General features: G+C 63.8%; 22 protein-coding genes. 6 read left to right on the top strand and 16 right to left on the bottom strand.

Going from position 1 to position 26,394, the window contains the following annotated elements; genetic code table 11:
- The first annotated feature begins 108 nt into the window (after nt 1-108).
- Together ACSYDV_RS00560 and ACSYDV_RS00555 are read left to right on the top strand one after the other, a co-directional pair.
- Entirely contained in the window at nt 109-1,776 is a 1,668-nt protein-coding gene (locus ACSYDV_RS00560; RefSeq protein WP_438321792.1) for an MFS transporter, read from the top strand.
- A 64-nt stretch (nt 1,777-1,840) separates the two neighbouring features.
- A complete protein-coding gene (locus ACSYDV_RS00555) occupies nt 1,841-2,881 on the top strand; it encodes an alpha/beta fold hydrolase (protein WP_438321791.1) in 1,041 nt (346 codons plus the stop codon).
- Here ACSYDV_RS00555 and ACSYDV_RS00550 read toward each other — a convergent pair.
- The 5 genes from ACSYDV_RS00550 to ACSYDV_RS00530 form a co-directional block, all read right to left on the bottom strand.
- Nucleotides 2,829-3,587, bottom strand: a complete 759-nt coding sequence (locus ACSYDV_RS00550) for an alpha/beta fold hydrolase (RefSeq protein ID WP_438321790.1) — start codon at nt 3,585-3,587, stop codon at nt 2,829-2,831. The genes ACSYDV_RS00555 and ACSYDV_RS00550 overlap by 53 nt on opposite strands.
- 56 nt (nt 3,588-3,643) lie before the next feature.
- A complete protein-coding gene (locus tag ACSYDV_RS00545) occupies nt 3,644-3,895 on the bottom strand; it encodes a hypothetical protein (RefSeq protein WP_438321789.1) in 252 nt (83 codons plus the stop codon).
- 115 nt (nt 3,896-4,010) lie between these two features.
- Nucleotides 4,011-5,261, bottom strand: a complete 1,251-nt coding sequence (locus tag ACSYDV_RS00540) for an N-succinylarginine dihydrolase (protein ID WP_438321788.1) — start codon at nt 5,259-5,261, stop codon at nt 4,011-4,013.
- A gap of 1 nt (nt 5,262) precedes the next feature.
- Nucleotides 5,263-6,264 (bottom strand): arginine N-succinyltransferase, encoded by a 1,002-nt coding sequence (locus tag ACSYDV_RS00535; protein ID WP_438321787.1) that lies wholly within the window; start codon nt 6,262-6,264, stop codon nt 5,263-5,265.
- On the bottom strand, nt 6,261-7,469 hold the full coding sequence (locus ACSYDV_RS00530; protein WP_438321786.1) for a hydrolase: 1,209 nt from the start codon (nt 7,467-7,469) through the stop codon (nt 6,261-6,263). The genes ACSYDV_RS00535 and ACSYDV_RS00530 overlap by 4 nt, the downstream gene beginning before the upstream one ends.
- Before the next feature lie 208 nt (nt 7,470-7,677).
- Here ACSYDV_RS00530 and ACSYDV_RS00525 point away from each other — a divergent pair, with 208 nt between their 5' ends.
- The 3 genes from ACSYDV_RS00525 to ACSYDV_RS00515 all read left to right on the top strand — a co-directional run bounded on the left by ACSYDV_RS00525 (nt 7,678) and on the right by ACSYDV_RS00515 (nt 11,419).
- The gene (locus tag ACSYDV_RS00525) at nt 7,678-8,865 is read left to right on the top strand and encodes a GGDEF domain-containing protein (RefSeq protein WP_438321785.1); all 1,188 of its coding nucleotides are present in this window, start codon (nt 7,678-7,680) and stop codon (nt 8,863-8,865) included.
- 101 nt (nt 8,866-8,966) lie between these two features.
- Nucleotides 8,967-11,063 (top strand): malate synthase G, encoded by a 2,097-nt coding sequence (locus ACSYDV_RS00520; protein ID WP_438321784.1) that lies wholly within the window; start codon nt 8,967-8,969, stop codon nt 11,061-11,063.
- Nucleotides 11,060-11,419 carry a GFA family protein gene (locus tag ACSYDV_RS00515; protein WP_438321783.1) on the top strand — a complete coding sequence of 120 codons (360 nt, stop codon included), beginning with the start codon at nt 11,060-11,062 and terminating at the stop codon, nt 11,417-11,419. Before ACSYDV_RS00520 ends, ACSYDV_RS00515 begins: the two co-directional genes overlap by 4 nt.
- Before the next feature lie 140 nt (nt 11,420-11,559).
- Here the strand turns inward: ACSYDV_RS00515 and ACSYDV_RS00510 are convergent, their stop codons facing one another.
- The 7 genes from ACSYDV_RS00510 to ACSYDV_RS00480 all read right to left on the bottom strand — a co-directional run bounded on the left by ACSYDV_RS00510 (nt 11,560) and on the right by ACSYDV_RS00480 (nt 21,076).
- A complete protein-coding gene (locus ACSYDV_RS00510) occupies nt 11,560-11,985 on the bottom strand; it encodes a TlpA family protein disulfide reductase (RefSeq protein WP_438322814.1) in 426 nt (141 codons plus the stop codon).
- Between the two features lie 35 nt (nt 11,986-12,020).
- Nucleotides 12,021-13,478, bottom strand: a complete 1,458-nt coding sequence (locus tag ACSYDV_RS00505) for a formylglycine-generating enzyme family protein (protein WP_438321782.1) — start codon at nt 13,476-13,478, stop codon at nt 12,021-12,023.
- Nucleotides 13,475-14,749, bottom strand: coding sequence for a tetratricopeptide repeat protein (locus ACSYDV_RS00500; RefSeq protein WP_438321781.1), 1,275 nt, complete (start codon nt 14,747-14,749; stop codon nt 13,475-13,477). The genes ACSYDV_RS00505 and ACSYDV_RS00500 overlap by 4 nt, the downstream gene beginning before the upstream one ends.
- Entirely contained in the window at nt 14,749-16,551 is a 1,803-nt protein-coding gene (locus tag ACSYDV_RS00495) for a hypothetical protein (protein WP_438321780.1), read from the bottom strand. Before ACSYDV_RS00495 ends, ACSYDV_RS00500 begins: the two co-directional genes overlap by 1 nt.
- A 363-nt stretch (nt 16,552-16,914) precedes the next feature.
- On the bottom strand, nt 16,915-17,535 hold the full coding sequence (locus ACSYDV_RS00490) for a TetR family transcriptional regulator (RefSeq protein ID WP_438321779.1): 621 nt from the start codon (nt 17,533-17,535) through the stop codon (nt 16,915-16,917).
- On the bottom strand, nt 17,532-18,731 hold the full coding sequence (locus ACSYDV_RS00485; RefSeq protein ID WP_438321778.1) for a CaiB/BaiF CoA transferase family protein: 1,200 nt from the start codon (nt 18,729-18,731) through the stop codon (nt 17,532-17,534). Before ACSYDV_RS00485 ends, ACSYDV_RS00490 begins: the two co-directional genes overlap by 4 nt.
- A complete protein-coding gene (locus ACSYDV_RS00480; RefSeq protein WP_438321777.1) occupies nt 18,728-21,076 on the bottom strand; it encodes an enoyl-CoA hydratase-related protein in 2,349 nt (782 codons plus the stop codon). Before ACSYDV_RS00480 ends, ACSYDV_RS00485 begins: the two co-directional genes overlap by 4 nt.
- Nucleotides 21,077-21,298: 222 nt before the next feature.
- Between ACSYDV_RS00480 and ACSYDV_RS00475 the strand changes: the two genes are divergently transcribed.
- Nucleotides 21,299-22,732: an aldehyde dehydrogenase family protein gene (locus ACSYDV_RS00475; protein WP_438321776.1), complete on the top strand. Its 1,434-nt coding sequence runs from the start codon at nt 21,299-21,301 to the stop codon at nt 22,730-22,732.
- A gap of 3 nt (nt 22,733-22,735) precedes the next feature.
- Here the strand turns inward: ACSYDV_RS00475 and ACSYDV_RS00470 are convergent, their stop codons facing one another.
- From ACSYDV_RS00470 to ACSYDV_RS00455, 4 genes are all read right to left on the bottom strand, one after another.
- The gene (locus ACSYDV_RS00470; protein WP_438321775.1) at nt 22,736-23,530 is read right to left on the bottom strand and encodes an enoyl-CoA hydratase/isomerase family protein; all 795 of its coding nucleotides are present in this window, start codon (nt 23,528-23,530) and stop codon (nt 22,736-22,738) included.
- A 66-nt stretch (nt 23,531-23,596) separates the two neighbouring features.
- Nucleotides 23,597-24,760 carry a thiolase C-terminal domain-containing protein gene (locus ACSYDV_RS00465; RefSeq protein ID WP_438321774.1) on the bottom strand — a complete coding sequence of 388 codons (1,164 nt, stop codon included), beginning with the start codon at nt 24,758-24,760 and terminating at the stop codon, nt 23,597-23,599.
- Complete coding sequence (locus tag ACSYDV_RS00460; RefSeq protein WP_438321773.1) at nt 24,757-25,164, bottom strand: Zn-ribbon domain-containing OB-fold protein; 408 nt, start codon at nt 25,162-25,164, stop codon at nt 24,757-24,759. The genes ACSYDV_RS00465 and ACSYDV_RS00460 overlap by 4 nt, the downstream gene beginning before the upstream one ends.
- 44 nt (nt 25,165-25,208) lie before the next feature.
- The gene (locus ACSYDV_RS00455) at nt 25,209-26,366 is read right to left on the bottom strand and encodes an aromatic ring-hydroxylating oxygenase subunit alpha (protein ID WP_438321772.1); all 1,158 of its coding nucleotides are present in this window, start codon (nt 26,364-26,366) and stop codon (nt 25,209-25,211) included.
- Nucleotides 26,367-26,394 lie beyond the last annotated feature (28 nt).

The raw sequence follows: 26,394 nt of genomic DNA, 5'->3' as shown, positions 1-26,394 counted from the left end.
TTTCTCTCATTCCGTTCGTGCTGAGCTTGTCGAAGTACCGGTCTTTCCTCTAGCATTGCGCTGGAAAAAGAACGGCCTTCGACAGGCTCAGGGCGAACGGGGAAGAGGATGAGCGAATATCGCGCGATAGCGCCCGGAGAAGCCCGTCAGAGCGAGCGCAAGGTCATCCTGGCCTCCTCGCTCGGCACGGTCTTCGAATGGTATGATTTCTATCTTTACGGCCTGCTCGCGACGATCATTTCGGCGCAGTTTTTCTCGGGCGTCAACGAAACCACCGGTTTCATCTTCGCTCTCGCGGCCTTCGCCGCGGGCTTTGCGGTAAGACCCTTCGGCGCGCTGGTATTCGGGCGCATCGGCGATCTGGTCGGGCGCAAGAATACGTTCCTCGTCACCATGGGCCTGATGGGCGCTTCGACCTTCCTCGTCGGGGTGCTGCCCGGCTATGCTTCGATCGGCGTCGCGGCGCCGATCCTTCTCGTCGTGCTGCGCCTGCTTCAGGGGCTTGCGCTTGGCGGTGAATATGGCGGCGCGGCCACTTATGTCGCCGAACATGCGCCCGAGGGAAAGCGCGGCCTTTTCACCAGCTTCATTCAGACCACCGCGACCCTTGGGCTGTTCGCGGCGCTGCTCGTCGTCATCGCGACGCGCTATCTGGTCGGCGAAGAGGCGTTCGCCAGCTGGGGCTGGCGCGTTCCGTTCCTGATTTCGGTGATCCTGCTCGGCGTTTCCTTGTGGATTCGCCTCCAGCTTGAGGAGAGCCCGGTCTTCCAGAAGATGAAGGACGAAGGCACGACGTCGAAGGCGCCGCTGACCGAGGCGTTCGGACGCTGGGCCAATCTCAAGCTGGTGCTGATCGTGTTGATGGGCGCGGTCGCGGGACAGGCGGTGGTCTGGTACACCGGCCAATTCTATGCGCTCTTCTTTCTTGAAAAGACGCTGAAGGTTGATGGCGCGACCGCCAATATATTGATCGCCGTCGCGCTGGCGCTCGGCACGCCCTTTTTCATCTTCTTCGGCTGGCTCAGCGACCGGATCGGGCGCAAGCCGATCATCCTTTTGGGCTGCGCGCTCGCGGCGCTGACCTATTTTCCGGCGTTCCACATGCTCACCGCCGCCGCCAACCCGGCGATGGCAAGGGCGCAGGACAGCGCGGCGGTGATCGTCACCGCGAACCCCGGCGCCTGTTCTTTTCAGTTCGACCCCGTCGGCAAGAACAAGTTCGAAGGCAGCGGCTGCGATATCGCCAAGGCCGCGCTGGCCAAGGCGGGCGTCAGTTACACCAATGTCACGCGCCCCGTCGTCGCCATCCTGCCCGCCGAAGTGCGCATCGGCGAGCGCGTACTCACCGCCCCCGAACCGTGGCGGATCGCCGAGAATGAGCGCGCCGATGCAGCGGAGGCGTTTCGCAAGGAACTGGCGGCCGCGACCGCGGCGGCGGGCTATCCGGCCAAGGCCGATCCGGCGGCGATCAACAAGCCGCTCGTCGTCGCAATCCTCTTCTACCTCGTGCTGCTGGTGACGATGGTCTATGGCCCGATCGCGGCGCTTTTGGTCGAACTTTTTCCCAGTCGCATCCGTTATTCGGCAATGTCGCTGCCCTATCATATCGGAAACGGCTGGTTCGGGGGCTTTTTGCCGACGACGGCGTTCGCAATGGTCGCCGCGACGGGAAATATTTATTACGGCCTTTGGTATCCGGTGGTCGTTGCGGTGATCACACTTGTTGTTGGCGTGCTGTTTTTGCCCGAAACTTTTCGTCGCCGGATCGACGAATAGTTTTTCCGTGCATTGACGGCGCGCGCCTACGCGCTAGGGTCGCGCCGTCCTTGAGGGGGGCGTGATGATCGACGACGATGAATTTGAACCGCAACCGCCAAGGCGGCCGATGATCCGCCGCAAGCGGGTGATGATCCCGCTTGGCCTGATCGTCGCGATCCTCGCCATTTTTCTGCTTCTGCGCACCGCCGATACCGACCGCGACGAGATGATCGCCAAATATGGCGGCCCGAACGCGACCTTCGCCGACGGCCCGGCGGGGCAACGCATCCATTATCGCGATCAGGGCAAGCGCGGCGCTCCGGCGATCATTCTGCTTCATGGCTCGAACGCCAGCCTCCACACCTGGGAACCGCTGGTGAAGCGGCTCGGCGGCACCTGGCGCATCGTCACGCTCGACCTGCCGGGGCATGGGCTGACCGGGGGCACGCCCGACAAGGATTATAGCGCGGACGGGATGATCGCCGCGATCGACGTCGTCGCTGCGAAGCTCGGTCTCGACCATTTCGTTCTTGGCGGCAATTCGATGGGCGGCTGGGTTGCGTGGCGTTATGCGCTGGCGGAGCCTGCACGGGTCGACGCGCTGCTGTTGCTCGACGCCGCCGGCATGCCGCTGCGCAAGGGGGAGAAGCGTCCCGAATCGAACATCGGCTTTCGCGTCCTCGAATATCCGTTCGGCCGCTGGCTCGCGACGCAGATCACCCCGCGCATGCTGGTCGAACAATCGCTGCGCGGATCGGTCGCCAAACAGGCGATCGTCGATGATGCGATGATCGACCGCTATTGGGAATTGCTGCACTTTCCCGGCAATCGCGAGGCGACGGTGCTGCGCGCGCGGATGGACCGCGAACCCGCGATGGCGGACCGTATCGGTGCGATCACGGCGCCGACGCTGATCCTGTTCGGCAAGGAAGACCGGCTGATCAACGCGACGGCGGCGCAGACCTTCCATGACCGTATCGCGGGATCGGAGGTCGTGCTGTTCGATGGCATCGGGCATCTGCCGATGGAGGAGGCGCCGGACGCGACCGCCAGAGCGATCGCCGATTTCCTTATGCGGCGGCTTGCCGCTCCGCCGCCTGCGGCTGGTCCAGAAACGCGCTGATCCGTAACGAAATGTCGGCGGCGTGGGTGAAGGGGAAAAGGTGCGATCCCTCCACCACTTCCAGCACGGCGCCGTCGATCAGGTCGGCGATCATCTGACCATGGCTGGCGGGGACGACGCCGTCGTTCCGGCCCATCAGGATCAGCACCGGCATTGTTTTCAGCTGCGGCAGCAAGGCGGCGCTGGTCCACCCGGCCATCGCCATGCTCTGCCAGGCCAGGCCAAGCGCGGTTGCGGTCGGCAGCTTCAGCCCGCTCGCCAGCATATCGGCGTCGAGCAACGCCGCCCAGCCAATGCCGGGTGCGGACACGGCAGGCGTCGTCGCCATCAGGACCAGGCGGCGGACGCGCTCCGGAAACTGTACCGCGATCTGCTGCGCCAGCGCGCCGCCCCAGCTAAAGCCGGCAAGGTCGATCCGGGCATGGCCCAGCCGGTCGGCGATCTCCATCACCACCGACGCCATTGCCGGTACGGTATAGGGGAGCAATGTGTCGGGCGAACCGCCAACGCCGGGCATGTCGAGCGTCCACACCTCGCGCCCGTCGATCTGGGCGAGCAACGGCGCCGCGGCGGCGATGTCGGCGCCGATGCCGTTGAGGAACAGCAAGGGCACGCCGCCCGCACCCGCACGCCAGCGCGCAACGCGCAGCGTCAGGCCATAGGCATGTTCGGTGCTGAGAGCGGGATTGCCGCCGATCCGTGTCATGCTTTCGCCTTTGGCAGGTTTCGGTGACGCGCGAAAGTCCGGCGGAATGGCTTGGGCTATTGGGCGGGTTGCTGGCTGGCCTTGGCTGCGGCCTCCGCCTGCTCATAGCGCAGGCAGTCGAAAATCTTGGCCCCCGCCAGAAAGACCGATCCGGTGCAGGCGGCGAGCAACAGCTTGCCGCCGACGCCGGGATATTGATCGAGATAGGCCATGCCGCGGGCGATTGCGCCGACCCCCAGCGCATAAATGATCAGGCACGCCTCAAAGCGCGTCTTGATGATGAACAGCCGTCCGATTTTCTTCAGCATCACCATCGTCCACGCAAGAGCCGTGCCAGTGGCGCAAATCCGCGATTCGGCGCGCCGGGCTTATGGTAAACTGTAAGTTAATCCGACAGGTGAGGGAAGGGGCGCCGCCGACGCTTCAGGTGAGTTCGGAAAGGTTCAGCACGTCCAGCAACGCCGCGCGCGCGCGCTTTACGTCGGTCAGCAGGGCGGTGGAGGCGAGGTCGCCAGGCGCAATCGCTTCGGGCCAATGCTTTGCCACCACGTCGGCGATCCGGTCGAGCCTGGCATCATCCGCCATGAAGCGCGGATCGACCGTGGCGGGGTCGGCGACGACGCGCAGCCGCAGGCAGGCGGGGCCGCCGCCGTTCGCCATCGACTGGCGGACATTGACGGGCAGCAGGCGCCGGATCGGGCCATTGCCGGCGACATGCGCCTCCAGCCATTGCCACACCGACGGCGTTTCGCGTGCCTCCGACGGCAGGACAAGGCCCATGCCGCCGCCATCGGGCAGGCTCACGAGCTGGGCATTGAACAAATAGGATTTGATCGCGTCGGGAAGGCTCACCGCGCTTGCAGGCACCTCGACAATCTCGACCGCAGGGAAGGCGGCACGGATCCGGGCATGCGCGTCCTCGCGGTCCTCGAATGCGGTTTCGTGCGTGAACAGCACATGCTCGTTCGCGACGGCGACGACGTCATTGTGGAAGGCGCCGCCCTGAATCGCGGTGTCCGACTGACGGATGAAGAGCGTGCGGGCGGGATCGAGCCGGTGGTGGCGCGCAATCGCTTTCGACGCGTCGAGATGCTGGCGCGCGGGAAAGCGGCCGCCGCCAACACCATAGACGAAAATCTCGACCCCCGGGCCGTCATGCCCGCTGCACAGCCGCATATGGTTCGCCGCCCCCTCGTCGCCGAAGGGCGCGGGGACGGGGGCGTGGACCGCGAAGGCGGGATCGGCGAAGGCCAGGCGAAGCTGCGCCAGCGTTCCCGGCCATTCGTGGCTGCGATGCGGCATGGTAACGAGATTGGCGACGGTCAGATGGCATTTGCCGTCGGCGCTGTCAGGGGCGGGGGATACGGTCGCGGCATTGGCCGCCCACATCGAAGACGCCGACCATGCCTGCGCGCGCAAATGCGGCTCGGCGGCGGCGGGCGTCGTGCCCAGCGTTTCGAGCCACCGCGCATCGGGCCGGTCGAGCGGCATGAAAAAGCCCTGGGGGAGGCCGAGCGCGACATTGTGGCGCATCTTGTCGATGCCCTGCAGCGCTGCGGCGCGCGGCTCCGACGCATCGCCTTTGTGGGTGGCCGAAGCGATATTGCCCTGGCTGAGGCCCGCATAATTATGGGTCGGGCCGATGATGCCGTCGAAATTGATTTCGGTGAGCATGTCAGCGACCGATCCAGCTGATCTCGTCGCCCGCAGCGATCTTCAGCAGCTTCGCGGCATGGCTGTCGAGCGTCCCGCCATTGCCGATCTGTCCGAAACAGCAGCGGAAATCGGCGAGGTGGCCGGTCGCGACCAGCGCGTCATCACTGCCATCCGCAATCGCCGACACCGCGACATGCCGGGCGTCGCGAATGCTGGCCACCTGATCGGTGCGCGCGGTCATCGTCGGGCCGCCGTCGAAGATGTCGACATAATTTTCGTAAGCGAAGCCTTCATTTTCCAGCATCCGCATCGCGGCGCGGCCGCTGGGGTGCGGGACGCCGATCACGCTGCGGGCATGGTCGTTCAGCATCGCGATATAGACCGGATGCTTGGGCATCAGGTCGGCGATGAACTGGTTGCCGTGGACCGCGTTGAACTGGTCGGCTTCCTGAAAGCTCATCCCGAAGAATTTGCCCGCGACCCCGTCCCAGAAGGGCGATCCGCCCGCCTCGTCGATCACGCCGCGCAGTTCGGCAAGAATGCGATCGCCAAAGCGCGCACGGTGGCGGGCGATGAACAAATAGCGCGAGCGCGCGAGCAGCAGGCCGAGCCCCCCCGCGCGTGCCGCGGGATGCAGGAACAATCCGCCAACCTCGCTCGCGCCGTTGAGGTCGTTGCTGAGCATCAGCACCTGCGCGTGAAAGGTCCGGTCGAGCTGTTCGCTATGCTTGCTGTCGGTGCCGATACGATAGGAATAAAAGGGCCAGCGCTGCCCGACCTGTCCGAAAATCTGGCAGGTGCCGCGCACTTCCCCGCTGTCGAGATCCTCGAGCACGAGCAGATACAGCTCGTCCGACGGATATTCCTTGTCGCTGGCGAAACTCGCCTCGGTGCGATCGAGCTTGGTACGCAGGGCCTTTTTGTCGGGAGGCAGGTTGGTGAAACCGCCTCCCGTCAGTTTCGCCATTTCGTAAATGCTCTGCAAATCGCCCGGCTTGGCCGCCCGGATCACATAGTTCACACAGTCCCCCGTTCCGCTATTCTCAATATGGTCAGCGCCGACAGCTGCGCCCGTTCGGGCAGGCTGTCGGTGATCAGAAATTCGTCTGCCGAATGGATCGCGCCGCCGCGCGGACCCATCGTGTCCACCACCGGAATGCCGCAGGCTGCGATATTATTGCCGTCGCACACGCCGCCGGTCGCGTTCCATCCGATCGTCAGGCCGAGCGCGGCGCCGCAATCGCGCACCAGTTCGAACAGGCGCGTCGCGGCGGCATCCAGCGGCTTGGGCGGGCGGTTGAAACCGCCGTGAAGATGGCAATGCACATCATGGTCGCGCGATATGCCGGCGATCGCATCGCGCAGCGCCGCTTCGGCCGCGATCATCGCCTCCGGGGTGGACGGGCGCATGTTCACGCGCAAAATCGCCTGATCGGGCACGACATTGTTCGGGCCGCCGCCGTCGATCTTCGCGGGGTTTACCTTGAGCGCGGGCGATTTGAGCGCATTGAGCCGCAGTGCGAGATCGGCCGCCGCGACAAGCGCGTTACGGCCTTCCTCCGGATTGCGCCCGGCATGGGCCGAGCGGCCATGGATCAGGACCGAAAAATTGCCGCTGCCCGGCCGCGCCCCCGCCAGCGTGCCGTCGGGCAAGGCGGGCTCATAGGTCAGCGCAGCGGTCTTGCTCCTGGCAAGCTGGGCGATCAGCGCAGCGGAGGCGTGGCTTCCCGTCTCCTCGTCGCTGTTGATCATCACGTCATAGCCGACACGGCCGGCGAGCGGCGACGCCTCTAGCGCTTGCAGGGCGGCGAGGATCACCGCGATCCCGCCCTTCATGTCCGCGGTGCCGGGGCCGTTGAGTACGCCCGGCTCGCGCCATTGCAGCGTCTGGAACGGGTGATCGGCGGCGAAAACCGTGTCCATATGGCCGGTCAGCAGCAATTGCACCGGCGCTTCGGGACGTACCGAGAGGTGGAGATGGTCGCCGCGCTGGCTCGTCCGGACCTGACCGGCGACATCGACGCTTTCGACCGGTTCGGGCGCGAGGAGGCGGATCGTTCCGGGCAGCACCGCAAAGGCGTCGGCGAGCAGCCCCGCGACGGTTTTGAGCCCCGCCAGATTGCCGGTTCCGCTGTTGACTGCGGCCCATTGCTCGACCTGACGCAGCATCGGCGCATCGGCCGCGCGTTCGAGCGTCGCACTTTCGGTTGCGGAGAGGGTGGTCATCGACACCGTATAGCGAGCGGCGAGGGGCTTTGGCACCCCCGCGCGACATTATTGTCGATACATTATTCGTCTTCATTGTGCCGCAAATCACTGGAAGGGCCGCCCGCTTGGGGCAACAGGCGATCAAATGCATCCGAATCGCAGCGGATTAACCGAAATTTCTTACCCGCCTCCCTAGAATGAGGCGAAACATCGATCGAGTGGGGCGATGACAGCAGCTTTTATCCTTGGCATCAACATGTTCATCGCGGGTATTTTCGCCGTCGCCTTTGGCGTGGTGGCGGCGACGAATCCCACTGCGCGCGGCGCCAAATGGGTGGCGCTGGGCTATGTCTTCGCCATCGGCAATGTCGCGCTGGAGTTCCTGCTCAGGGGACAGTCGGATCCGACCATTGTCGGCATCGGCATTTTCCTGATCGTCCTGCTCGCCATGTCCTTCAGCCTGGTCGGCGTGGCGCATCATTATCGCGTGGAGCCGCCATGGTTCGCGATGGCGGCGATCTGGGGCTTCACCCTCTTTACGACGCCGGTTATCTTCACGCTGGCCTATGGCACGCCGCTGCGGTCCTTCCTTTACCAATTCCCCTATTTTGCGGCGCAAGCCCTGTTCGCGCTTGTCGTTCTGCGCTCGGGACGCCGACAGGCGCTCGACCTGCTGTTGCTCGTCCTGCTCCTGTTCACGGCGCTGACCTATCTCTCCAAGCCGCTGATCGGCGTTCTGGCCGGTACGGCCGTCGCGCCGCAGGACTATATGGCGACGACCTATGCGGCGATCTCGCAAAGCCTGGCGGCGGTGAGCCTTGTCATGCTCGGGCTCGTGCTGTTGCTGGTGATGATGCGCGACACGGCGGCCGAAATGATGGCGCGGTCGGAAACCGATGCGCTGTCGGGCCTGCTCAACCGTCGCGGTTTCGAGGACCGCGCCGAACCCGCGCTGGCGCAGGTGTTGCGATCGGGCGGCCCCGCCGTGATGGTCACCGCCGACCTCGACCATTTCAAGATGATCAACGACAGTTTCGGCCATGCCGCAGGCGACAGCGTGATTGTCGAATTTGCACGCCTGCTGCGCGAGACGGCGCCCGACAAGGCGCTGGTCGGCCGGCTGGGGGGCGAGGAGTTTGCGGTGTTCATCGTCGGCGCCAACCTCGCCGACGGGCGCGTCTGTGCCGAAGCTGTGCGCGCTGCCTTTGCCGCAAGCACGGTGCCGGGCATCAGCCATATCGTGTCGGCATCGTTCGGGGTGGCGCAGATGATGCCCGGCGACAAATTGTTCGAACTGGCGCGCCGTGCCGACACCGCTCTCTATCGTGCGAAGGCGGGCGGCCGCAATCAGGTGCGCGTCGCGCTGAACGAGATGCCGCCGGTCCCGCCGCCGGCGATCGAGATTTCGCGTTAGGGTCTGCCCCCGGTTGCCAAGGCCGATCAATCGCGGCATAGGGCAGCGGCCCTTTCCTCCCCGGGTCCACTGGCGCAGCCGCGCCGACCAAAGGGTGCAACATGACTGATTTCCTCGATCGCCACGGCCTGTCCATCGATTCGCGTCTGGTCGATTTCGTCGAAGCGAAGGCGCTCGCCGGAACGGGCCTCGACACCGATAAATTCTGGTCCGATTTCGCCGCGCTGCTCGGCAAGTTCGCCCCTGAAAATGCGGCGCTGCTCGCCAAGCGTGAAGATTTGCAGGCACAGATTGACGCCTGGCATCAAGGCCGGGAAGGGCAGGCGCACGACGCGGCCGCCTATCAGGCCTTCCTCAACGAGATCGGCTATCTCGTCCCCGAACCCGCGGCGTTTCAGGTCGGTACGCAAAATGTCGACCCCGAAATCGCGACGATGGCCGGGCCGCAGCTCGTCGTCCCCGCGCTCAATGCGCGCTTCGCGCTCAACGCGGCCAATGCGCGCTGGGGCAGCCTCTATGACGCCTTCTACGGCACCGACGCGCTTGACGCGCCGCCCGCCAGGCCCGGTGGCTATGACGCGGCGCGCGGCGCAGCGGTCATCGCGCGCGCCAAGGCGTTTCTCGACGAAACCGTACCGCTGGCGTCGGGAAGCTGGGCCGACTGGCAGGGCGGAGAGCCGGTCCTCGCCGACCCCGCGCAATGCGTCGGCACCAAGCCCGGCGGCATTTTGCTCAAGCACAACGGCCTGCACATCGAACTGGTGATCGATCCCGCGAGCGCGATCGGTCAGACCGACCCCGCGGGCATCGCCGACGTGCTGCTCGAAGCCGCGCTGACGACGATTATCGATCTGGAGGACAGCGTCGCGGCGGTCGATGGCGAGGACAAGACGCTCGGCTACACCAACTGGCTCGGCCTGATGCGCGGCGATTTGACCGAAAGCTTTGCCAAGGGCGGGCAGACGGTCACCCGCGCGATGGAACCCGACCGCGCATGGACCGCGCAGGGTGGCGCCGCCTTCACCCTGCCGGGGCGCAGCGTGATGTTCGTGCGCAACGTCGGCCATCTGATGACGAACCCGATGGTCCAGCTCGCTGACGGCAGCGAAGCGCCCGAAGGTCTGTGCGACGCGGTGTTCACCAGCCTCTGCTCGCTCCACGACCTCAAGGGGCTGGGCACCCTCAACAACAGCCGTGCCGGCAGCATCTATATCGTCAAGCCCAAGCAGCATGGGCCGGAGGAATGCGGCTTCACCGACCGGCTGTTCGATGCGGTCGAAGATATGCTCGGTCTCGCGCGCCACACGATGAAGGTCGGCGTGATGGACGAGGAACGCCGCACCAGCGCGAACCTTGCCGCATGCATCCACGCCGTGAAGGACCGTATCGTCTTCATCAACACCGGCTTCCTCGACCGCACCGGCGACGAGATTCATACCTCGATGCGCGCGGGTCCGATGATCCCGAAGGGCGAGATGAAAGCCAGCGACTGGATCGCGAGCTATGAGGACCGCAACGTCCGCATCGGCCTCGCCTGCGGTCTCAGCGGCAAGGCGCAGATCGGCAAGGGCATGTGGGCGATGCCCGACCTGATGAAGGGGATGCTCGAGGCCAAGATCGGCCACCCGAAATCGGGTGCGAACACCGCCTGGGTGCCGTCGCCGACCGCCGCGACGCTTCATGCGCTCCACTATCATCAGGTCGATGTGTTCGCCCGCCAGCGCGAAATCGCGGGCGAAGCCGTCCCGTCGCTGGACCGCCTGCTCAACATCCCGGTCGCGACCGGCCGCAACTGGAGCGATGCCGAAATCACCCGTGAGCTCGACAATAATTGTCAGGGTATCTTGGGCTATGTCGTGCGCTGGATCGATCAGGGCGTCGGCTGCTCGAAGGTCCCCGACATCGACGATGTCGGCCTGATGGAAGACCGCGCGACGCTGCGCATCGCCAGTCAGGCGCTCGCCAACTGGCTGCTCCATGGCGTCTGCACCGAGGCGCAGGTCGACGCCGCACTGGCGCGCATGGCGACCAAGGTCGACGCGCAAAATGCGGGCGACGCGCTCTACGAAAAGCTGACCCCGGAGGGCATCGCTTATCAGGCGGCGCGCGCGCTGATCTTCGAAGGCGTGACCCAGCCGTCGGGCTACACCGAACCGCTGCTCCATAAGTTCCGGCAGGCGAAAAAGGCGGCCGCATGACGCTGTCCGCTTCGTGCCTTTGCGGCGCGACGCGATATCGATTGTCGGGACCGGTCGACGAGGTGGTGCTGTGCTATTGCAGCCAGTGCCGCCGCGCGAACGGTGGCGCGTTCAACGTGGCGGTCTTGGCCGATGTCGCCGACGTCCGCTTCGACGCGCGGGACAATGTGCGCGAATATGAAAGTTCGCCCGGAAAATATCGGGCTTTCTGTTCGGGCTGCGGTGCTCCTGTCTACAGCCGCCGCGACGATCTGCCCGATGTTCTGCGACTGCGAGGCGGGCTGATCGACGGCCTGCCAGCGCCGGGCAATTTGATCATGAGCCATCGTGACGACGGTTGGGACTGGGTAAGCTGACCCGGCGGCGGGGACGTCCGCTAGCGCCCGATTTCGGACTCTCGACGACGTATATGCTCCGCTCCAGAACGGAGGGCGTCAAGCGCTACCCACCCCACAACGGGCTATCGGTTTCGCGGGCTGGTCCGGGTGATTGCCGACTACAGCAAGGGCGTGATGGTGGTTTCCATTTCGCTCAGCGTCATTTTGCCGTGAAAGGTCCCGGCAATCCTCCCGGTCCGATCGATTACATAGGTTGTCGGCACGCCTTGGAGCGGGAATGCGCTTCCGTTGAAGCGGTCAGCAAATAGCAGGCTACTGCTTGGGTCCGGCGACCGGAAGCGATAGTCAGGATCGCGCATGTCCGCATCTAAAGCGATGACGACAACGCCCCGACTTCGATAAGCGCGATGCAAACGATCGAAGTCCTGCAGTTCCTCTTTGCATGGCGCACACCAATGGGCCCACCACGTAAGGATGACGACTTTGCGCCTTGTGCTTTTAGAGCTCAGCGGCTCCCCCTGCGCGGTCAGGGCGGAGAATTGCGGCGGAGGCGCAGGTTTTGCTACACCCGGAAAGGGCGTCATCAGGAACAAGACAAGCGCGAGCTTTAAACTGGGTCTCATTGGGGTTCAGGCAGTGCGTCCGGCCCGGTCTTTTCCTGCGGGCCGAGGCTCTTCTGATAATCGCGCAACGCGTTGCGGAGCGGATCGCCGTATTCAGTGCGCTTCGCTTCTCCGGTCGCCTTCTCGAGCACAAGGCGAAGGCCGTGCGGGTGGATATAAGGATAGTTCAGGAAGGTGTAGCCGACCTGCCGCCGCCGAGCGATGCGCATCTCGCGCGCGCCATCTGCGAAATGACCACCGCGCATGATGAAGCCCTTGCCGGGAAGGTCGAGATCCAATGTTCCTATTGCGTAAGTCAAATCCTTCTGCTGCCTCGGGTTCACCGTAATCTCATCGGTTGAATAGGGCAGGTAGCTATCGGCAACCACCTCGTCGTAGCGTCCCAGCATGTCATAGAGACCCCATGCATTCGGTGCGAAACGTCGTCCTGGCTTTGGACCGGGTTTGTGATCGAGCTCGACCAATTGTTCCAGACCTTCGCCCAAGACGTCATCCAGGGACATCGAAAACCCCCTGCATTGCATAGGGTTGGCCGGCACCGGTGGATCGTCGTTTCGCAACGCAGTACCGATAACGCAGCTGGCATAAAAGCGGAGGAAGGTTCCGCCTTTGGCGAGCGCACGCGTCTTGATTTCGCTCTCCCAGCGATGGAATTTTCGCGCGTTCCAACTGAGCGAAGAAACCGGGTCGCCATATTCTCCCGGAATCGTGCCGTCGGCAGAATAATTTGCCCCTTCAATGCCGGCCCGGGCGGCATATTCCCATTCCGCCTCGGTCGGAAAACGAAAACGATATCCTTCCGGCGCTGATGCGAAAATTTCGCCGAGCGTGTCGCCCCATCCCTCTACCTCAAACCGCTCATCGACTCGTGCGAGGTAATAGGGTGCGGTAATCCGCACCCGATGTTGAACCTCGTCGGCATCCCTTCCAGCCTCGCTTTCGGGGCTGCCCATGACGAATTCTCCGGGCGGGATCAGCACGAAATCGCGGCCGGCTGCGGTCATTGTTACCGGCAGATTCCAGACCTCGGAAGCCAGCAGCTGACGACGCTTCGCATCTGCCGCCGAAAAAGGCCAAGTATCGAACGAGGCCGCATGTTGCCGCCATAGCCCGACGCTTTTCTCCGAGATCGACATGGGCAGTTCCTCGACCGCGCCGGTCGCGCCTGCCCGGTCGAGCAATTCGCGCTTGAACTGGTCCGCATCGTCGCGCCGATCGAATATGGCGATGTCGGCGCTAAAATCTTTATCACGTCCACCCAGCCGCGTAATGAAATGGTTGCGGAGGCTCTCGTCGCTCGATTGGTCAGGATCGATCGCGACGTCGGAAATGACGGTTAGTGCCGGACCTTCGCTGAGGCGCGTGGCATAGCCGACCACATAGCGGTCCTGCGCGAGTGCGGCGCTCGCGATCAATCCGAAGAAAGCGCCCGAAAACAGGATCGACCGTTTCATCCTGCGGTCTTTGAAGCATAGTCGGAGCGTAATCTGCGGAGCCGCTCAAGGTCGGCAGGCTGTGAACGCTCCATGGTCGCACCGATGTCGTTCGCCGCTTCGCGATACAGGCCAAGCGCCGCATTGGAGGCAGCGCGGCGTTCATAAATGGCCGCTCGAGAGGGATCCAGCAAGAGCGCCACCGTGAAGTCCGCGACCGCACCTTGATGCTCTTTCAATCCGGCCCGTGCGACGCCGCGCGCTTCATAGAGCGCCGCATAACCGCGATCGGGCATCAGCCCATCGAGCACCAGTGTGAGCTGTGCGTCGGCCTCGTAGAATTTTCCGGCGCCAATATATTCGCGCGCGCGCGCATACTCGGGCCGCTTCAGCGGTTCGGCCGAGCCCGCATCGAGCGCCAGTAGCGACACCTGGCCTCTTTCCTGCCGCGCGAGGGCAGCCGTGCCCGGGTCGGAGGAACGGACCATGACATCATAAATCTTCAAGGCCTTGGCGGGCTCTCCTGCGATCGACCATGCACGGGCGGCCTGCATTCCGAACTCGGGCTGATCCGCGATCGTCCAAGCCTGACCGTATGCGTCTGCAGCCGCGGCGTAATTCTTGGCCTCAAACGCCGCATCCCCTACAGTCACTTTCGCCTTTGCCGCCGTCAGTTTTCGGGCGCGCTGCACGAGAGCGTCGATACCAGCCTGATTGTCGGCGCCAGCGAGGGTCTTTGCCTTATCGAGCGCCGCCTGGGCTTCTGGATAGCGCTCCAGCTCCATCAGGGCGACGCCCTTGACGAGATGCCCCTCGAAGCGATCAGCGCGCTGTTGGACAGCAATTTCACCCAGCGCCAGCGCAGCCCCCTGATCTCCGCCTGTCAGCTTGGCCTGTGCACGCTGGACAAGTTGCAAATAAATGCGCTCGATTTTTCCGTCCGGTGTACGGTCGAGGGCCTCGAACTTGCCAAGTGCCTCGATCTTGCGCCGGGCGACGCCCAGATACAGATCGTCGGCCGACACCAGTCCCGCATATTCGTGGTAATAGCGGATGGCCTCCGCCCATTTCTCTTCATCCTCATTTATCATCGCAAGATTGAAGCGTGCGGCCGCCTGGTTCGGATCGAGTTCGATGGCCCTCAGAAACGCCGTACGCGCGGAGGATCGATCGCCGTCACGGCTATAGGCGGCGATACCCGCTGTCACCTGATCGGCTGCGCTCTGCGCGATTGCGGGAGATGCGATGCACCCCATCATGAGCGCGGCGGTTGCGATGAATGCGCTGCGCATCAGTTCCCGTCTCCCAGGCTCTTCTTGATCTCGACCATGAACGTGTCCATCGCTTCGCTGTAGGTGTTCAACATTTCCTCGCCAGCCTTCTTCCGATCGAGAATATAGGCCATCGCGCGCACATATCCGCGCTCGGCCACGCGCTCCTGGGGATCGAAGCTTCGTCCGGCCTGGCGCTCGCGGGAATCCACCGCCACTTCGATTGCCATGGCCTCGACCGTTGGCATGAGTCGGTGGCGAATCGTGCCCGTGAGGCTGGGCGCCGCATTGTCCACTGCCGTGGCCAAATCGGGCGCTACGCTATTGCCTTGGCCGAAAGCGTTGCGAAGCAATGCCATAGTGGAGCCGCTACGCAGGCGGCCGATCGAATCGCGCAACACTTCTCGTGCGGTATTTCGGCCACTCGTGAATGTGTCGATATTGGCGTCGATCTTCTGGCGGACGCCGACGTCAAGATTGCGGTAGTAGTCGGTTTCGCGGAGGCCAAGACCGCTCTTCCAGCTTCGCCGTGCCGACTGAAGCATGCCTCCCGCCTTGAGCACAGCGCTTTCAGCCTGTGCCATTGCCGAACTCGGGCGATAGGAGGGTGGTGCAGCGCCAGTATCAAGGTTGCTCCGACGCGCGGACTCACGCTGGAAGGTTTCCTCATAGGATGTGTCCGCAAATTTTTGTCGCGCCGTCTGGTAAGCCTGTCTCCAGCTATAGTCCTGGCTCGCCGATTGTTGCTGAGCTTCGATCACCACCGCGCGACATTGACCCGCCGCCTGAAGAAAGGCTGCTTTAAGAGGTGCCTCCTCTGCCTCGACCAGACGGAGTGCCTCGCGAAGGTCGCCCAGTTTCGCCTCGTGCGTCGTGCTGCGGTCGGCTATCTCCGCCTTGAGGTTGCGCTCTTCCGCCGCCCTATCGGCTTCCATCTTGGTGAAACGGTCGATACCCGCGTTGAGCTCACTCTCGACCCCGGCCAGTGCAATGTCGCTGTTTGCCACGGCGGCCTGATGCTGCTGTTCGAAATTGATCACGGCCGCCGGGCCGTCGACCTTGAGGCGGGTCACTGCTGCCAGCGCCGTATCGACTGCAATTCGGTGATCGCTGCGGGTCTTTGTCAGCTTTCCTTGGATATCCTGATAGGATTGCCGCGCTTGTGCAATCTGCTGGTCGTATGAATCGGAGCGGGCCTGGATCTGCTCAGGCCGCATCACCGCATAGCCGCTCACCGAGACGAGGTGCTGCTCAAAGGTTTGCCCGCCACCTTTCTCGATCTCGAAAGCCGAACGTCCACATTCCGAGCAGAATTTTCCGCTGCGCAGGTCGGCGATAACCTGGCGCTTCTCGGCAACCAATTCACCTTCGCGATCCGCTGCGCGCTGTGCTTGGGCGTCCATATCGCCGATCTGGGGGCCTTTGGCGACCAAATCATTATATTTCGATTGCTGCGCGGCCAACTCAGCATCGTTGCGGGCAATGGCCGCATTGCGTTGGTTGGCGATTTCCGCGATGCGCTGATTTCGCTCGCTCAGCAGCCGGGTGCGTTTCGTGGTCTGATCCTGTCGAAACCGGGCGAGCTGTGCGGCAATCTCCCCAGGCCGCGCAGTTTGCAGCTGGTTTAGACGGTCCTGATCGTCGATTGTTTTCGGGCCGCTGGCTTCGGCTTCTTGAAGCTGGGCAAGCCGCTGGGATTTCGTCGTCCGAAATTCGACCAGCCGAGCCCGGCTGGTTTCGACCTCGGGACAATTTTGTCCCAATGCTGGTGACGTAACCAGACAAAGTCCAACCGCCGTCGCCAGCGGAACATATCGCTTCATTGAAACCCCCACAGTCCCCATGTGACCATATCGCAGGCAGATAGATATGCAATGGGTTGAATGGACTAGCTCTCGGAGTTGCGCGCGCGTACCCATCTCAGCATTCTGAGGCCGAATTACGTGACTTTCCTGTCCGTAATTGCGTCTGGTTGTCGTCGTCCCCGGCCCGTTTTGTTGCGGACAAAAGCGGCCGTCGGTTCTGGTTGAATTACGCCCTGTTGAGTACGTCGCCGAAAGCGGCGGAAGTCACTCCCGGACGTCGCTGTCGTCACGTGAAAAAGCGGAGTTGGACTGCCCTGCGGCGGGAAACGAAGCGTCCTGCTCATCGAATAAGAGAACCGGACGGTCTACAACCTCGACCGTTCAACGTGTGAGCAACCCTTGGATGACGAGGTCCGAGACGGTCCGAGCGTACCGATCCTTGAGATCGCGGTCGATGTCGCCCTTGCCGAGGACGGCGCGTCGGCCCGCCTCCGAGGAGAAGATATGCGAGCAAGCGCCATCGATCGCAAAGCTGAGAAGGCTTGGGTCGACGTCACGAAATTCGCCTGAGGCCACGCCCTGTTCGATGATCGTGCGCCGTGCCTGCGCCGTTGGCTCGACGAGCGCTGTGCCAATGCGCGTCGAGACTTCGGTCGATCCTTCGCGGAGCAGCTTCTGGAGCAGACGGTGGAGATAGGGGCGTTCGAAATAGGCATCGATCAGCCCGCGGATATGCGCCTCGATCTTTTCGGAAGGCGAGAGGTCGGCAGCGAGCAGGCGAGCCAGATGCGCCGTCGCGCGCGCGCCGTCGACTTCGGCAAGCGCGAGCATCAACCCTTCGCGATTGCCGAAATAGTAACTGACCAGCGCGATATTGGTCCCGGCGCGCTGGGAGATTTCGGCAAGCGAAACATCGAGCAGACCCTTTTCGGTCATGAGTTCGCGCGCAGCCGCAATGATGCGGTCCGGCGTGTCGGCGCGGCTTGCGTGGCTGCTTGTCATGGATCGCCTGTCGAGCCTTCCTCTGCTTTCGTCAAGGATGCCCGGACACGCGGACCGTCGGCATCAAGCTGCGGCGCCGACCTGGTCTGGCAGGGTAGGGGAGTGTCGAAGCGCACCGGGTGCGCCATGGCGAATACGCCCCCTTCGCTTGGATGCTCCTGGCGCGCGAAAAAGCCCGTGGCGGCGAGATGCGGATCGTTCATGATGTCACCGATGTCGCGGACCGCTTGCGCCGGAATCTGCGCGGCATGGCATTTGGCGACAAGGTCGGCGGTCGTGAAGCGTGGGGTGAGGCGGGCCATTTCCTGATAGAGGAGCGCGAGATGGACCGTGCGTCCCTTGCGGGTCGCAAAACGCTCGTCCTCGAGAAATTCCGGCTTGCCGAGCAGATCGAACACGCGAGGCCAGGCCTCGTCGGTATAGGCGACGATGCTGATATGGCCGTCACTGGTCGGGAAGGGCTGCCGGTCGGGGTCGATCTGACGGAAATAGCCAACGGGGGCATTGGGCGGATCGAAGCTGAGCCCGCCCAAATGCTCGAGCAGCATGAAATTGGTGAAGGCCTCGAACATCGGGATTTCGATCCTCTGTCCTTCGTCCGTCCGCATCTTGTGGATAATCGCCGCGAGCACCGCATAGGCGGCGTGGAGTCCCGCGACCTTGTCGGCGATCAGCGAGGGGAGGTATCGCGCGCTGGGGTTGCCGTCGACGCGCGGAAGCAAGGTTGCGGTGCCGGTCGCGGCCTGGATGACATCGTCATAGGCTTGGAGGTCGGCATAGGGCCCATCCTGCCCGAAACCCACGCAATGGGCATAGATGATGTCGGGGTTGATCGCCTTGACGGCTTCATAGTCCAGCCCGAGCCGTTCGACCGCCTTTCCGCGGACATTGAGCACGAAGACGTCAGCGTCGGCGAGCAATGCTTTCATCGCCGCAAGATCGTCCGGCTGCTTGAGATCGAGCGCCACCGACTGCTTGCCGCGATTGATCGCCATGAAGGCGGGGCTCATCCCGGGCGTTATGGCCGCCTTGCCCGACCAGCGATAGGCATCGCCCGACCGCGGGCTTTCGACCTTGATCACCTCGGCGCCAAGGTCGGCGAGGATATGGGTGCAATAGGGACCGAAGACGACACTCGTCAGATCGACAATCTTGATTCCCTCGAGCATCGCTTTGCCGTCGTTTGCCGCAATCATGATCCACTCCATTCCGGTTTGCGTTTATCGGCAAAGGCGGTGAGGCCTTCGCGAAAGTCCTTGGTGCGCATCAGGCGGCCGAATATTCGGCTGTTCGCTGCCATCGCCGTTTCAAGCGATTCCAGCTCCTCCAGCTTGTTCAGCGCTTCCTTCGAGGCGCGGATCGCCGAGGGCGAGTTTTCGAGGAGGCGCGCGGCGAGCGCCCGCGCCGCTTCCAGTGCACCGCCATCGCGGGTTCGCTCGTTGATCACGCCAAGACCGAGCGCTTCGGCCGCATCGAAGTGCCGGCCGGTCAGGATGAGCTCCATCGCGGCCTTGCGACCGATCTGGCGGGTCAGGCGCTGAACCCCGCCGGCGGCGGCGTAAAGACCGACCCGGACCTCGGGAAGTGCGAAACGCGCCTTTTCTTCCGCCACGGCCAGATCGCAGGCGAGGACGATCTCCAGCCCGCCGCCCATCGCGACGCCGTTGACGGCCGCGATCACCGGCTTGGTGCGGTCGAAACGCTCGCAAAGCCCCGCGAACCCGGTGCGCGGCATGGTAAGGTCACCGCCCTTCGCAGTGACCTTGAGGTCGTTGCCGCTGCAAAAGGCGCGGTCGCCTGCACCCGTTATGATCGCCACCCAGAGGTCGGGGTCGCGTTCGAACATGTCCCAGACCTCGTGCAGCTCGAAATGGACCGCGCTGTAAAGCGCGTTCATGGCCGTGGGCCGGTTGAGCGTCACCTCGAGGACAGGGCCGCGCCGCTCCAGGAGGATATGGTCGAAACGCCGGGCCGGGAGCGCCCCGGCTGGCACGGGTGCGCAGAGCGGGCTGCTCGCCTCGAGATAGTTGACGCCGTTTTCGTGGGTGATGCGGACGCTGCGTCCGACCGCATCTTCGGCGCCAAGGCTGTGTAGCGTCGCACGATGGCCTGTGCGCACACGGGCAAGGATGCGGCCCTTGCCGTTTGAAGCCAGAATATAGCCTCGCGAGGGAGAGCCCTTCTTCCAGGTGACGCTGCTCGCCTCCACCACCGCCTCGCTGGTCTCCGCGAGCAGCGGGGGTGCGGGTGCTTCGTCGATCGCGCGCTGGGCGCCATTATCCACGCGCGGTTTCCATCCCGCCGCAGGTTGGGTCGAATAGATGCCTGCAGCTTCCTTGGAGAGGAAACCGCCATTGGCGAGAATGAGGCCGAAGCTGCCGGGAACTGCTCGCAGGCGCTCCGCCATCGTTGCGATCGCATGCATCGAATAATTGTTACCGGCGCCGCCAAAGAAGGGGAGGCCGCCCGTGACGGTGCATGGCACGGTGCGCCAGTTAACGCCGAGCGCCTCGGCCGCGAGCAGGACAGCGCAGGGAAAGCAGCTGTAGAGATCCAGATGCGCCATGTCGGCCGCCGACTTTCCGGCCATGGCGAGCGCGTCGCCCAACGTCGCTTCGATTGCCCGCGAGCGCGACAGATCGGGGCGTTCGGTCACGAGCCTGTCCCTGGCCGCACTATAGCCATGGAGGAAGATCCATTTCTCGGGCACGATGCCGAGTTTGCGGGCGGCGCCGACCGAGGTCAGAATCACCGCCGCACCCTGGTTCACCGCGTCCTGCGCGACGTGCCATTTGAGATAGGGATCGGCGACGCGGTAATTGCCTTCGCTTGGGGTTTTCAGATATTCGCGCGAACGCGCATCGGGGAACTGGGCATGGGGGTTGGTCGCTGCGATCGCCGAAAATCCCTCCCAGAGTTCGGCCATGATGTCGGCATAGGCGTCGCGATCAAGTCCGAGACGTGCGCGCAGCGCCTCCTCGAACAATGGATAGGTCTGCGTTGGTGCGCCGAGCCCGTTGGCGCGCTCATAATCCGAGAGCAGGGCGTCTCCGAGACCGCGATCCTGCCACGGTCCGTCGACGGTGCGCGACCAGTCCAGAGACTTCCGTGCGCGCAGCGCCTGTTTCATGGCTGCGGTGGCTTCCGAGCCCGCCAGCAGCACGGCATCGACATCGCCCGCGAAAATCGCCTCGGCAGCCTCGTTGACCAATGCCTGCGGCTGGTCGCCGCCGACCACCGAATAGATGCAGCACGTCCCTGAAATACCGAGCTCGGCAGCGAGCGTAGCGGGCGGGTTGGCGCAGCGCCCGAAGGGCTGGCGCGCGCCTTCGACCGAATCGAGCATCGAGCGGACGACGACGATGCCGTCAATCGTCGCTGCGAGCTCGGCCGGGGCGCCGCTATCCGCGAGCGCTGCTTTTGCGGCCTCGACCTGAAGCGAGAGCGGGCTCGGCGCATCGCCTCCGCTGGCAGAATCCCACGTTCGCATCACCTGACCGACGCCCACGAGGATCGGTGTTTGGGGGTTCAGCTTGCTCATCTGAAGGCTCTCCATCCACTGGCAGAAGTTAAAACCATATTTAACTCGCAATTAAATGAGCATTTAATCTGTGTCAATATTGCGCCTGTTCCAAGGTGGGGCGCGTCGTGACCAATGGGCGCCCCACAATCTCGCGAAGCGCCGGGTTGACGGCGTTCAAACGCGCATTTAAATCACCATTTAAATGTCTATTTAAGCGAGCTTGGCTCAACGGAGAGAAAAATGGATTTTGGCGGCTCCTATTCGATGCTGATCGACGGCGAACTGGTCGCGGGCGATGCCACGATCGATGTCATCAATCCCGCAACGGGCCGGACTTTCGCTGCGGCGCCCGATTGCGGAGACGCCGACCTTGAGCGCGCGGTCGCTGCCGCCCGTCGCGCCTTCGGGGAATGGCGCGCGACGCCGATCGCTGAGCGCCAGCAGCGGCTGAGCGCCGCTGCCGACTTGCTCGCCGCCCACAGCGAGCAACTTGCACGATTGTTCACGCGCGAGCAGGGGCGGCCGACCGCCGGCGCCCAGGCGGAGATCGGGCTTGGAATCGCATGGCTGCGTGCCTTCAGCGCGATGGAGCCGCCGGTCCACATCGTCGACAAGGGTGACGGGCAGCGCATCGAGACCCACTATGTTCCGCTCGGGGCGGTCTGTGCGATCTCGCCATGGAATTTCCCCGTCAATCTCTCGATCTGGAAGATCGCGCCCGCACTTGCGGCGGGCAACACGATCGTACTCAAGCCGTCGCCGTTCACACCGCTCTGCATGCTCAAGATCGGCGAGCTTCTGAAGGATGTTTTTCCCGCCGGCGTGCTCAACATCATCTCCGGCGGCGATGCGCTCGGGCCGAAAATGACGTCGCACCCGGGCTTCGCAAAGATCAGCTTCACCGGCTCGACCGCAACCGGCAAGCGCGTGATGGAGAGCGCGGCGCGGGATTTGAAGCGCCTGACGCTCGAGCTTGGCGGCAACGATGCGGCGATTGTGATGCCCGACGTCGATCTCGACGATGTCGCGCAGAAGATTTTCTTCGGCGCCTTCTACAACAGTGCCCAGATCTGCGTTGCGACGAAGCGGCTCTATGTTCATGACAGCATCTATGACGCCCTACGCGACCGGCTCGCGGCGATCGCGCGGGCCGTCAAGCTCGGCGATGGAAGCGAGCAGGGAACGGTGTTGGGCCCGCTCCAGAACCGCCGCCAGTTCGAACGCGTTACCGCGCTGATCGACGGAGCACGCGCCGAGGGGCTCAACCTGATCGAGGGATCCGCAGGCCCCGAGGGTGAGGGTTATTTCATCCCGGTTACCATCGTCGACAATCCGCCGGAGGATTCGCCGGTCGTGCAGGAGGAAGCCTTTGGGCCGGTGCTGCCGATGTTGCGCTTCACCGATCTCGACGAGGTCATCGCGCGGGCGAATGCCAGCGAATATGGCTTGGCCGGCGCGGTCTGGTCGTCCGATGTCGAGCAGGCGGTCCAGATCGCGCGGCGGCTTGAGACCGGGACGGTCTGGATCAATCAGAACCTGACCCTGCGCGCCGACACGCCCTTTGCCGGTCACAAGCAGAGCGGATTTGGCGTCGAAAACGGGCTGGAGGGCTTCCTCGAATATATGGCGCCCCAAAGCATCTATGTCCCGGTGCCGAAGCGCGCAGCGAAATGAGCTTTACAGCTCCAGCTCTTCGAGCATGACCCCCGATGCGAGCGTGTTGCGGATCGTGTCGAGCGCCTGATCGCTCGTTGCGAGCAGTCCGGCGAAGGCCAGTCGCTCGTCGGCGAGCCCCGTCGCGAGCGGGCGGTCCTGCGCCATGCGGACGAGCCGCTTGATGGCGGCAAGGGCGCCGGCATCGCGCTGCGCAAGAGCGCCGGCAAGGGTCAGAGCTGCGGTCACCGCGTCGGCGGCCAGTTCGCCGACGAGGCCGAGTTCATAGGCACGGCGCGCTGTGACCGTGCGGCCGCAAAGCGTCATGTCGAGGGCGGCAGCTTCGCCGATCAGCCGGACGAGGCGCTGCGTTCCGCCCCCGCCGGGAAAGATATCGATACGGATTTCGGGCAGGCCGATATGTTCGACATCCTTTTGTGCAATGCGAATATCGCACGCGAGGGCGATTTCGAGACCACCCCCCATGCATAGCCCGTTGATCGCGGCGATGACGGGCACGGGCGCGGCGGCGATCCGGTCGGTGAGGCGGGCGAAATCGGCATCGAGAAAGGCTTCGGGCTCGATCGCGCCTGCGCGCAGCGCGTCGGCTGCCTTGGCAATCGCGGCAAGGTCATAGTGACGGATAAAGGCGCCGGGGGTGCCGCCCGCGATAATGATAGCGCGCGCTGCCGGATCGCTGGCGGCGCTTTCGAATACCGCGAGCAGGTTTCGCGCGCCTGCTGCGTCGAGAATGCCATGTGGTGCTGCGCTGACGCGGATAAGCCGCACGGGGCCATGCTCTTCGACTGCGGAGGTCATTTCATTTCCTTCCTGGCGGTTTGACGGCTTTCTGGCGGTCGCCATCGATGCCTTGCCGAGCCGCCGTCAGGGATCGACGGCGAAAATGGCGGAACTCACAGTGGGGGCTCCCGGGCCGCCCGCGAGCAGGCAGGTTCGTGCGCCCGGAACCGGATTGGCGGATTCGCCGCGCAGGACCCGGACCGCCTCGATCGCGAGGCCGATCCCGTGGACGAAGCCGTGCGCGAGATTGCCGCCCGATGTATTGATCGGCAGCCGCCCGCCCGGAGCGACGAGATTGTCGAACCGGATAAAGTCCGCGGCACTCTCATGCGTGCAGAAACCGTGATCGATCAGCGAAGCGATGCCTTGCGCAAGGAAGTTCTCGTAGATCTGGGCGACGTCGATGTCGTCCGGGGTCAGCCCTGCGCCAGCATAGAGCCGGTCGGCCAAGCCCTGGAAACCGCCGCTGGCATAAAGATGCTCGGCATCATTTTCGAGCAGATCGCCCCAGCCGCGGCGCGCGCCCTGCGCGACGGAGAGCAGCGATATGGCGGGCTTTCGAAGATCGCGCGCATGGTCTGCGGAGACGAGCAACAACGCTCCGGCGCCGTCATTCTCGCGCGAGCAGTCGAAGAGCCGGAAGGGCTCCGATATACTGCGCGCGCCGCGATAGTCCGCAATATCGAGGGGCTTGCCGAAAGCCAGGGCGTCGGGATTGCGGCTCCCGTGAAAATAGGAGACGCGGGCCAACTCCTCGCAAAGCGCCTCGGGTACGGCGTGTCGCTCGAAGAGGCGGCGCGCACGAAGCGCGCAGAGCTGTGCCGGCGCGATCAGACCCGCGCCGAGCATATGATCGTTAAGATGATGTTCCATGATCGAAGCGGAGAGGCGTCCACCCTTTTCCTCGGCGAGAGCGCGGTAGATCGCGACGATACGCGCTTGCCCGGAAATGATCGCTGCAGCGGCGACGCCGAACGCGCCGGCGATTCCGCCGCCCCCGCCGCCCCACACCTGCGCCGACCAGCTGATCTCGCGGGTGCCCAGTTCGGGCATCAGGCGTACGGGTTCAGTGCTGTCTTCGCCATAGGACACAAAGCCGTCGATGTCGCTCGGCGCGATGCCTGCATCGTTGCAGGCATCGGCGAGCACCGCCGATAGGAGACCGAGCGGCGGCATCGGCGCGGTGCCGCGGCGATATTGGCGATAGCCGACGCCAGCCACTGCGGTCGCCCCACGGAAAACCGTCATGATGCAAGCGTCCACCGGATCGCGGGAATGCGCCGCGCGCCGAACGCGCCATCCACGATGCGGCCGGTCACCGGCGCATCGATCGTCAAGCCATCTTCGTCGCCTTCGATCACCCCGACGAGCCGTACCGGCGCGCTCGCCAGCGCGACGACGACCGGCGCGAAAGGGCTGGGGAAGGCTTCGGTCCCGGCGAAGCGGTGCCACGTTCGCGTCCAGCTGAAGACAGTGCCGGCGAGCAGATGCTGCGACCAGCGATGATCCCATGAACCGCAGGTGCCGCAGCGCCATACTGCAGGCCAGTGCCAGCTATCGCAGCCCGCGCAGCGCGGCAATTCGAGCCGGCCAGCCGCGAGTGCGCGCCAATAGCGCTCCTCGCCGCCGGTCGGCAGATCGTCTTCGGTCATCGATATTGGCCTTGAAGGGCTGTGCACCCGATACGGGCGTGGGCTCAGCGCGCCAGTATTTCGTCGATATTGCGATGCATGGTCGCGAGCGCGGCTTCCAGTCCGCCAAAACGGACCGTCTTCAGCGCCCCCGACGACAGGCCTTCCTGCACCAGTTGCGCCGCGTGGAAATCTTCCGCACCGAAGACCTTTTCGAAATTAAACTCGATCGTTTTTTCGAAGAGCCGCTTGGCCTCTTCGGTTTTTGGCTCTTCTTTCGTCAGCATGATGCAATCCGCGATCGTCCGGTCGGCGGCGCGCGGCATCATCGTGATGAAGTTCATATGATAGGGGCTGGTCACAAGCACAGCGGTCGGAAAGAGATGATAGGCGTGTGTCACGTGCCGATGGAGCGTGTCGGGGTCGACTTCGAAATTATCGCGCTTGAAATGCGAACGGCCGGTCGTCTGGCGGGAGTTTCGACCCAGATGGGTCATCAATGTCGGTACTTCGGCGAAATGCGGAGCCACCGTGTCGCGGTGCAGCGGCGGGACATGATAAGTCTCGAGAAAAGTCTCGATCAGGATTTTCCAATTGGCGGCGAGGTCGAAGCGGCGGCGGCCATAGAAATGCATGTCGCCGATGCCGAAGGCGTCGAAATCTGCAGCGATCGCACCCGTTGCCTCACTGAAATCGGGTTCATATTCGGGGTCGAGACCAACCCAGATGATCCCGCCCGCCTCGCGGACCGGCAAGCGGCGCAGACCATATTCCTTTTTGTCCAGCGTCGGGAACGCCTCTTTTTTTGGCAGCGCCACGAGGCTGCCGTCGAGCCCGAAAGTCCAGGCGTGGAAGGGACAGGTCATCCGGGCGCAATTATGTGGTTCGCTATTGTCGACGATCTTGGCGCCGCGGTGCGTGCAGGCGTTCAGGAAGGCGTGCACGATCCCGTCCGCATCGCGGGTCAAAAGGATCGGAATGCCCATATCATTATGGGCGTAGGCCATCCTCGGCTCGGGCAGCGCGGCCGAAGCCGTGAGCGGAATGGGAACGCGTTTCAGAAGCTTTTGATACTCGCGTTCGAAATGCGCGGGATCGGTATAGACATGCGCGGACTGGAGCGCTTCATCGGTCGGTATCACCGCGTCCGCATGTTCGGGCAGGGCCAGGATTGCGGAAATCTGGCTTTCGGTCAGCGAACGCGTCTTGTCTTGCTGCATCATCTTGTCCTCATCCGTAATGGTGAGACAG

This window comes from Sphingopyxis selenitireducens (assembly GCF_051550705.1).
Taxonomy (GTDB): Bacteria; Pseudomonadota; Alphaproteobacteria; order Sphingomonadales; family Sphingomonadaceae; genus Sphingopyxis.
The sequence above is the reverse complement of the archived record's forward strand: the minus strand, read 5'-3'. Positions and strand labels throughout refer to the sequence as shown.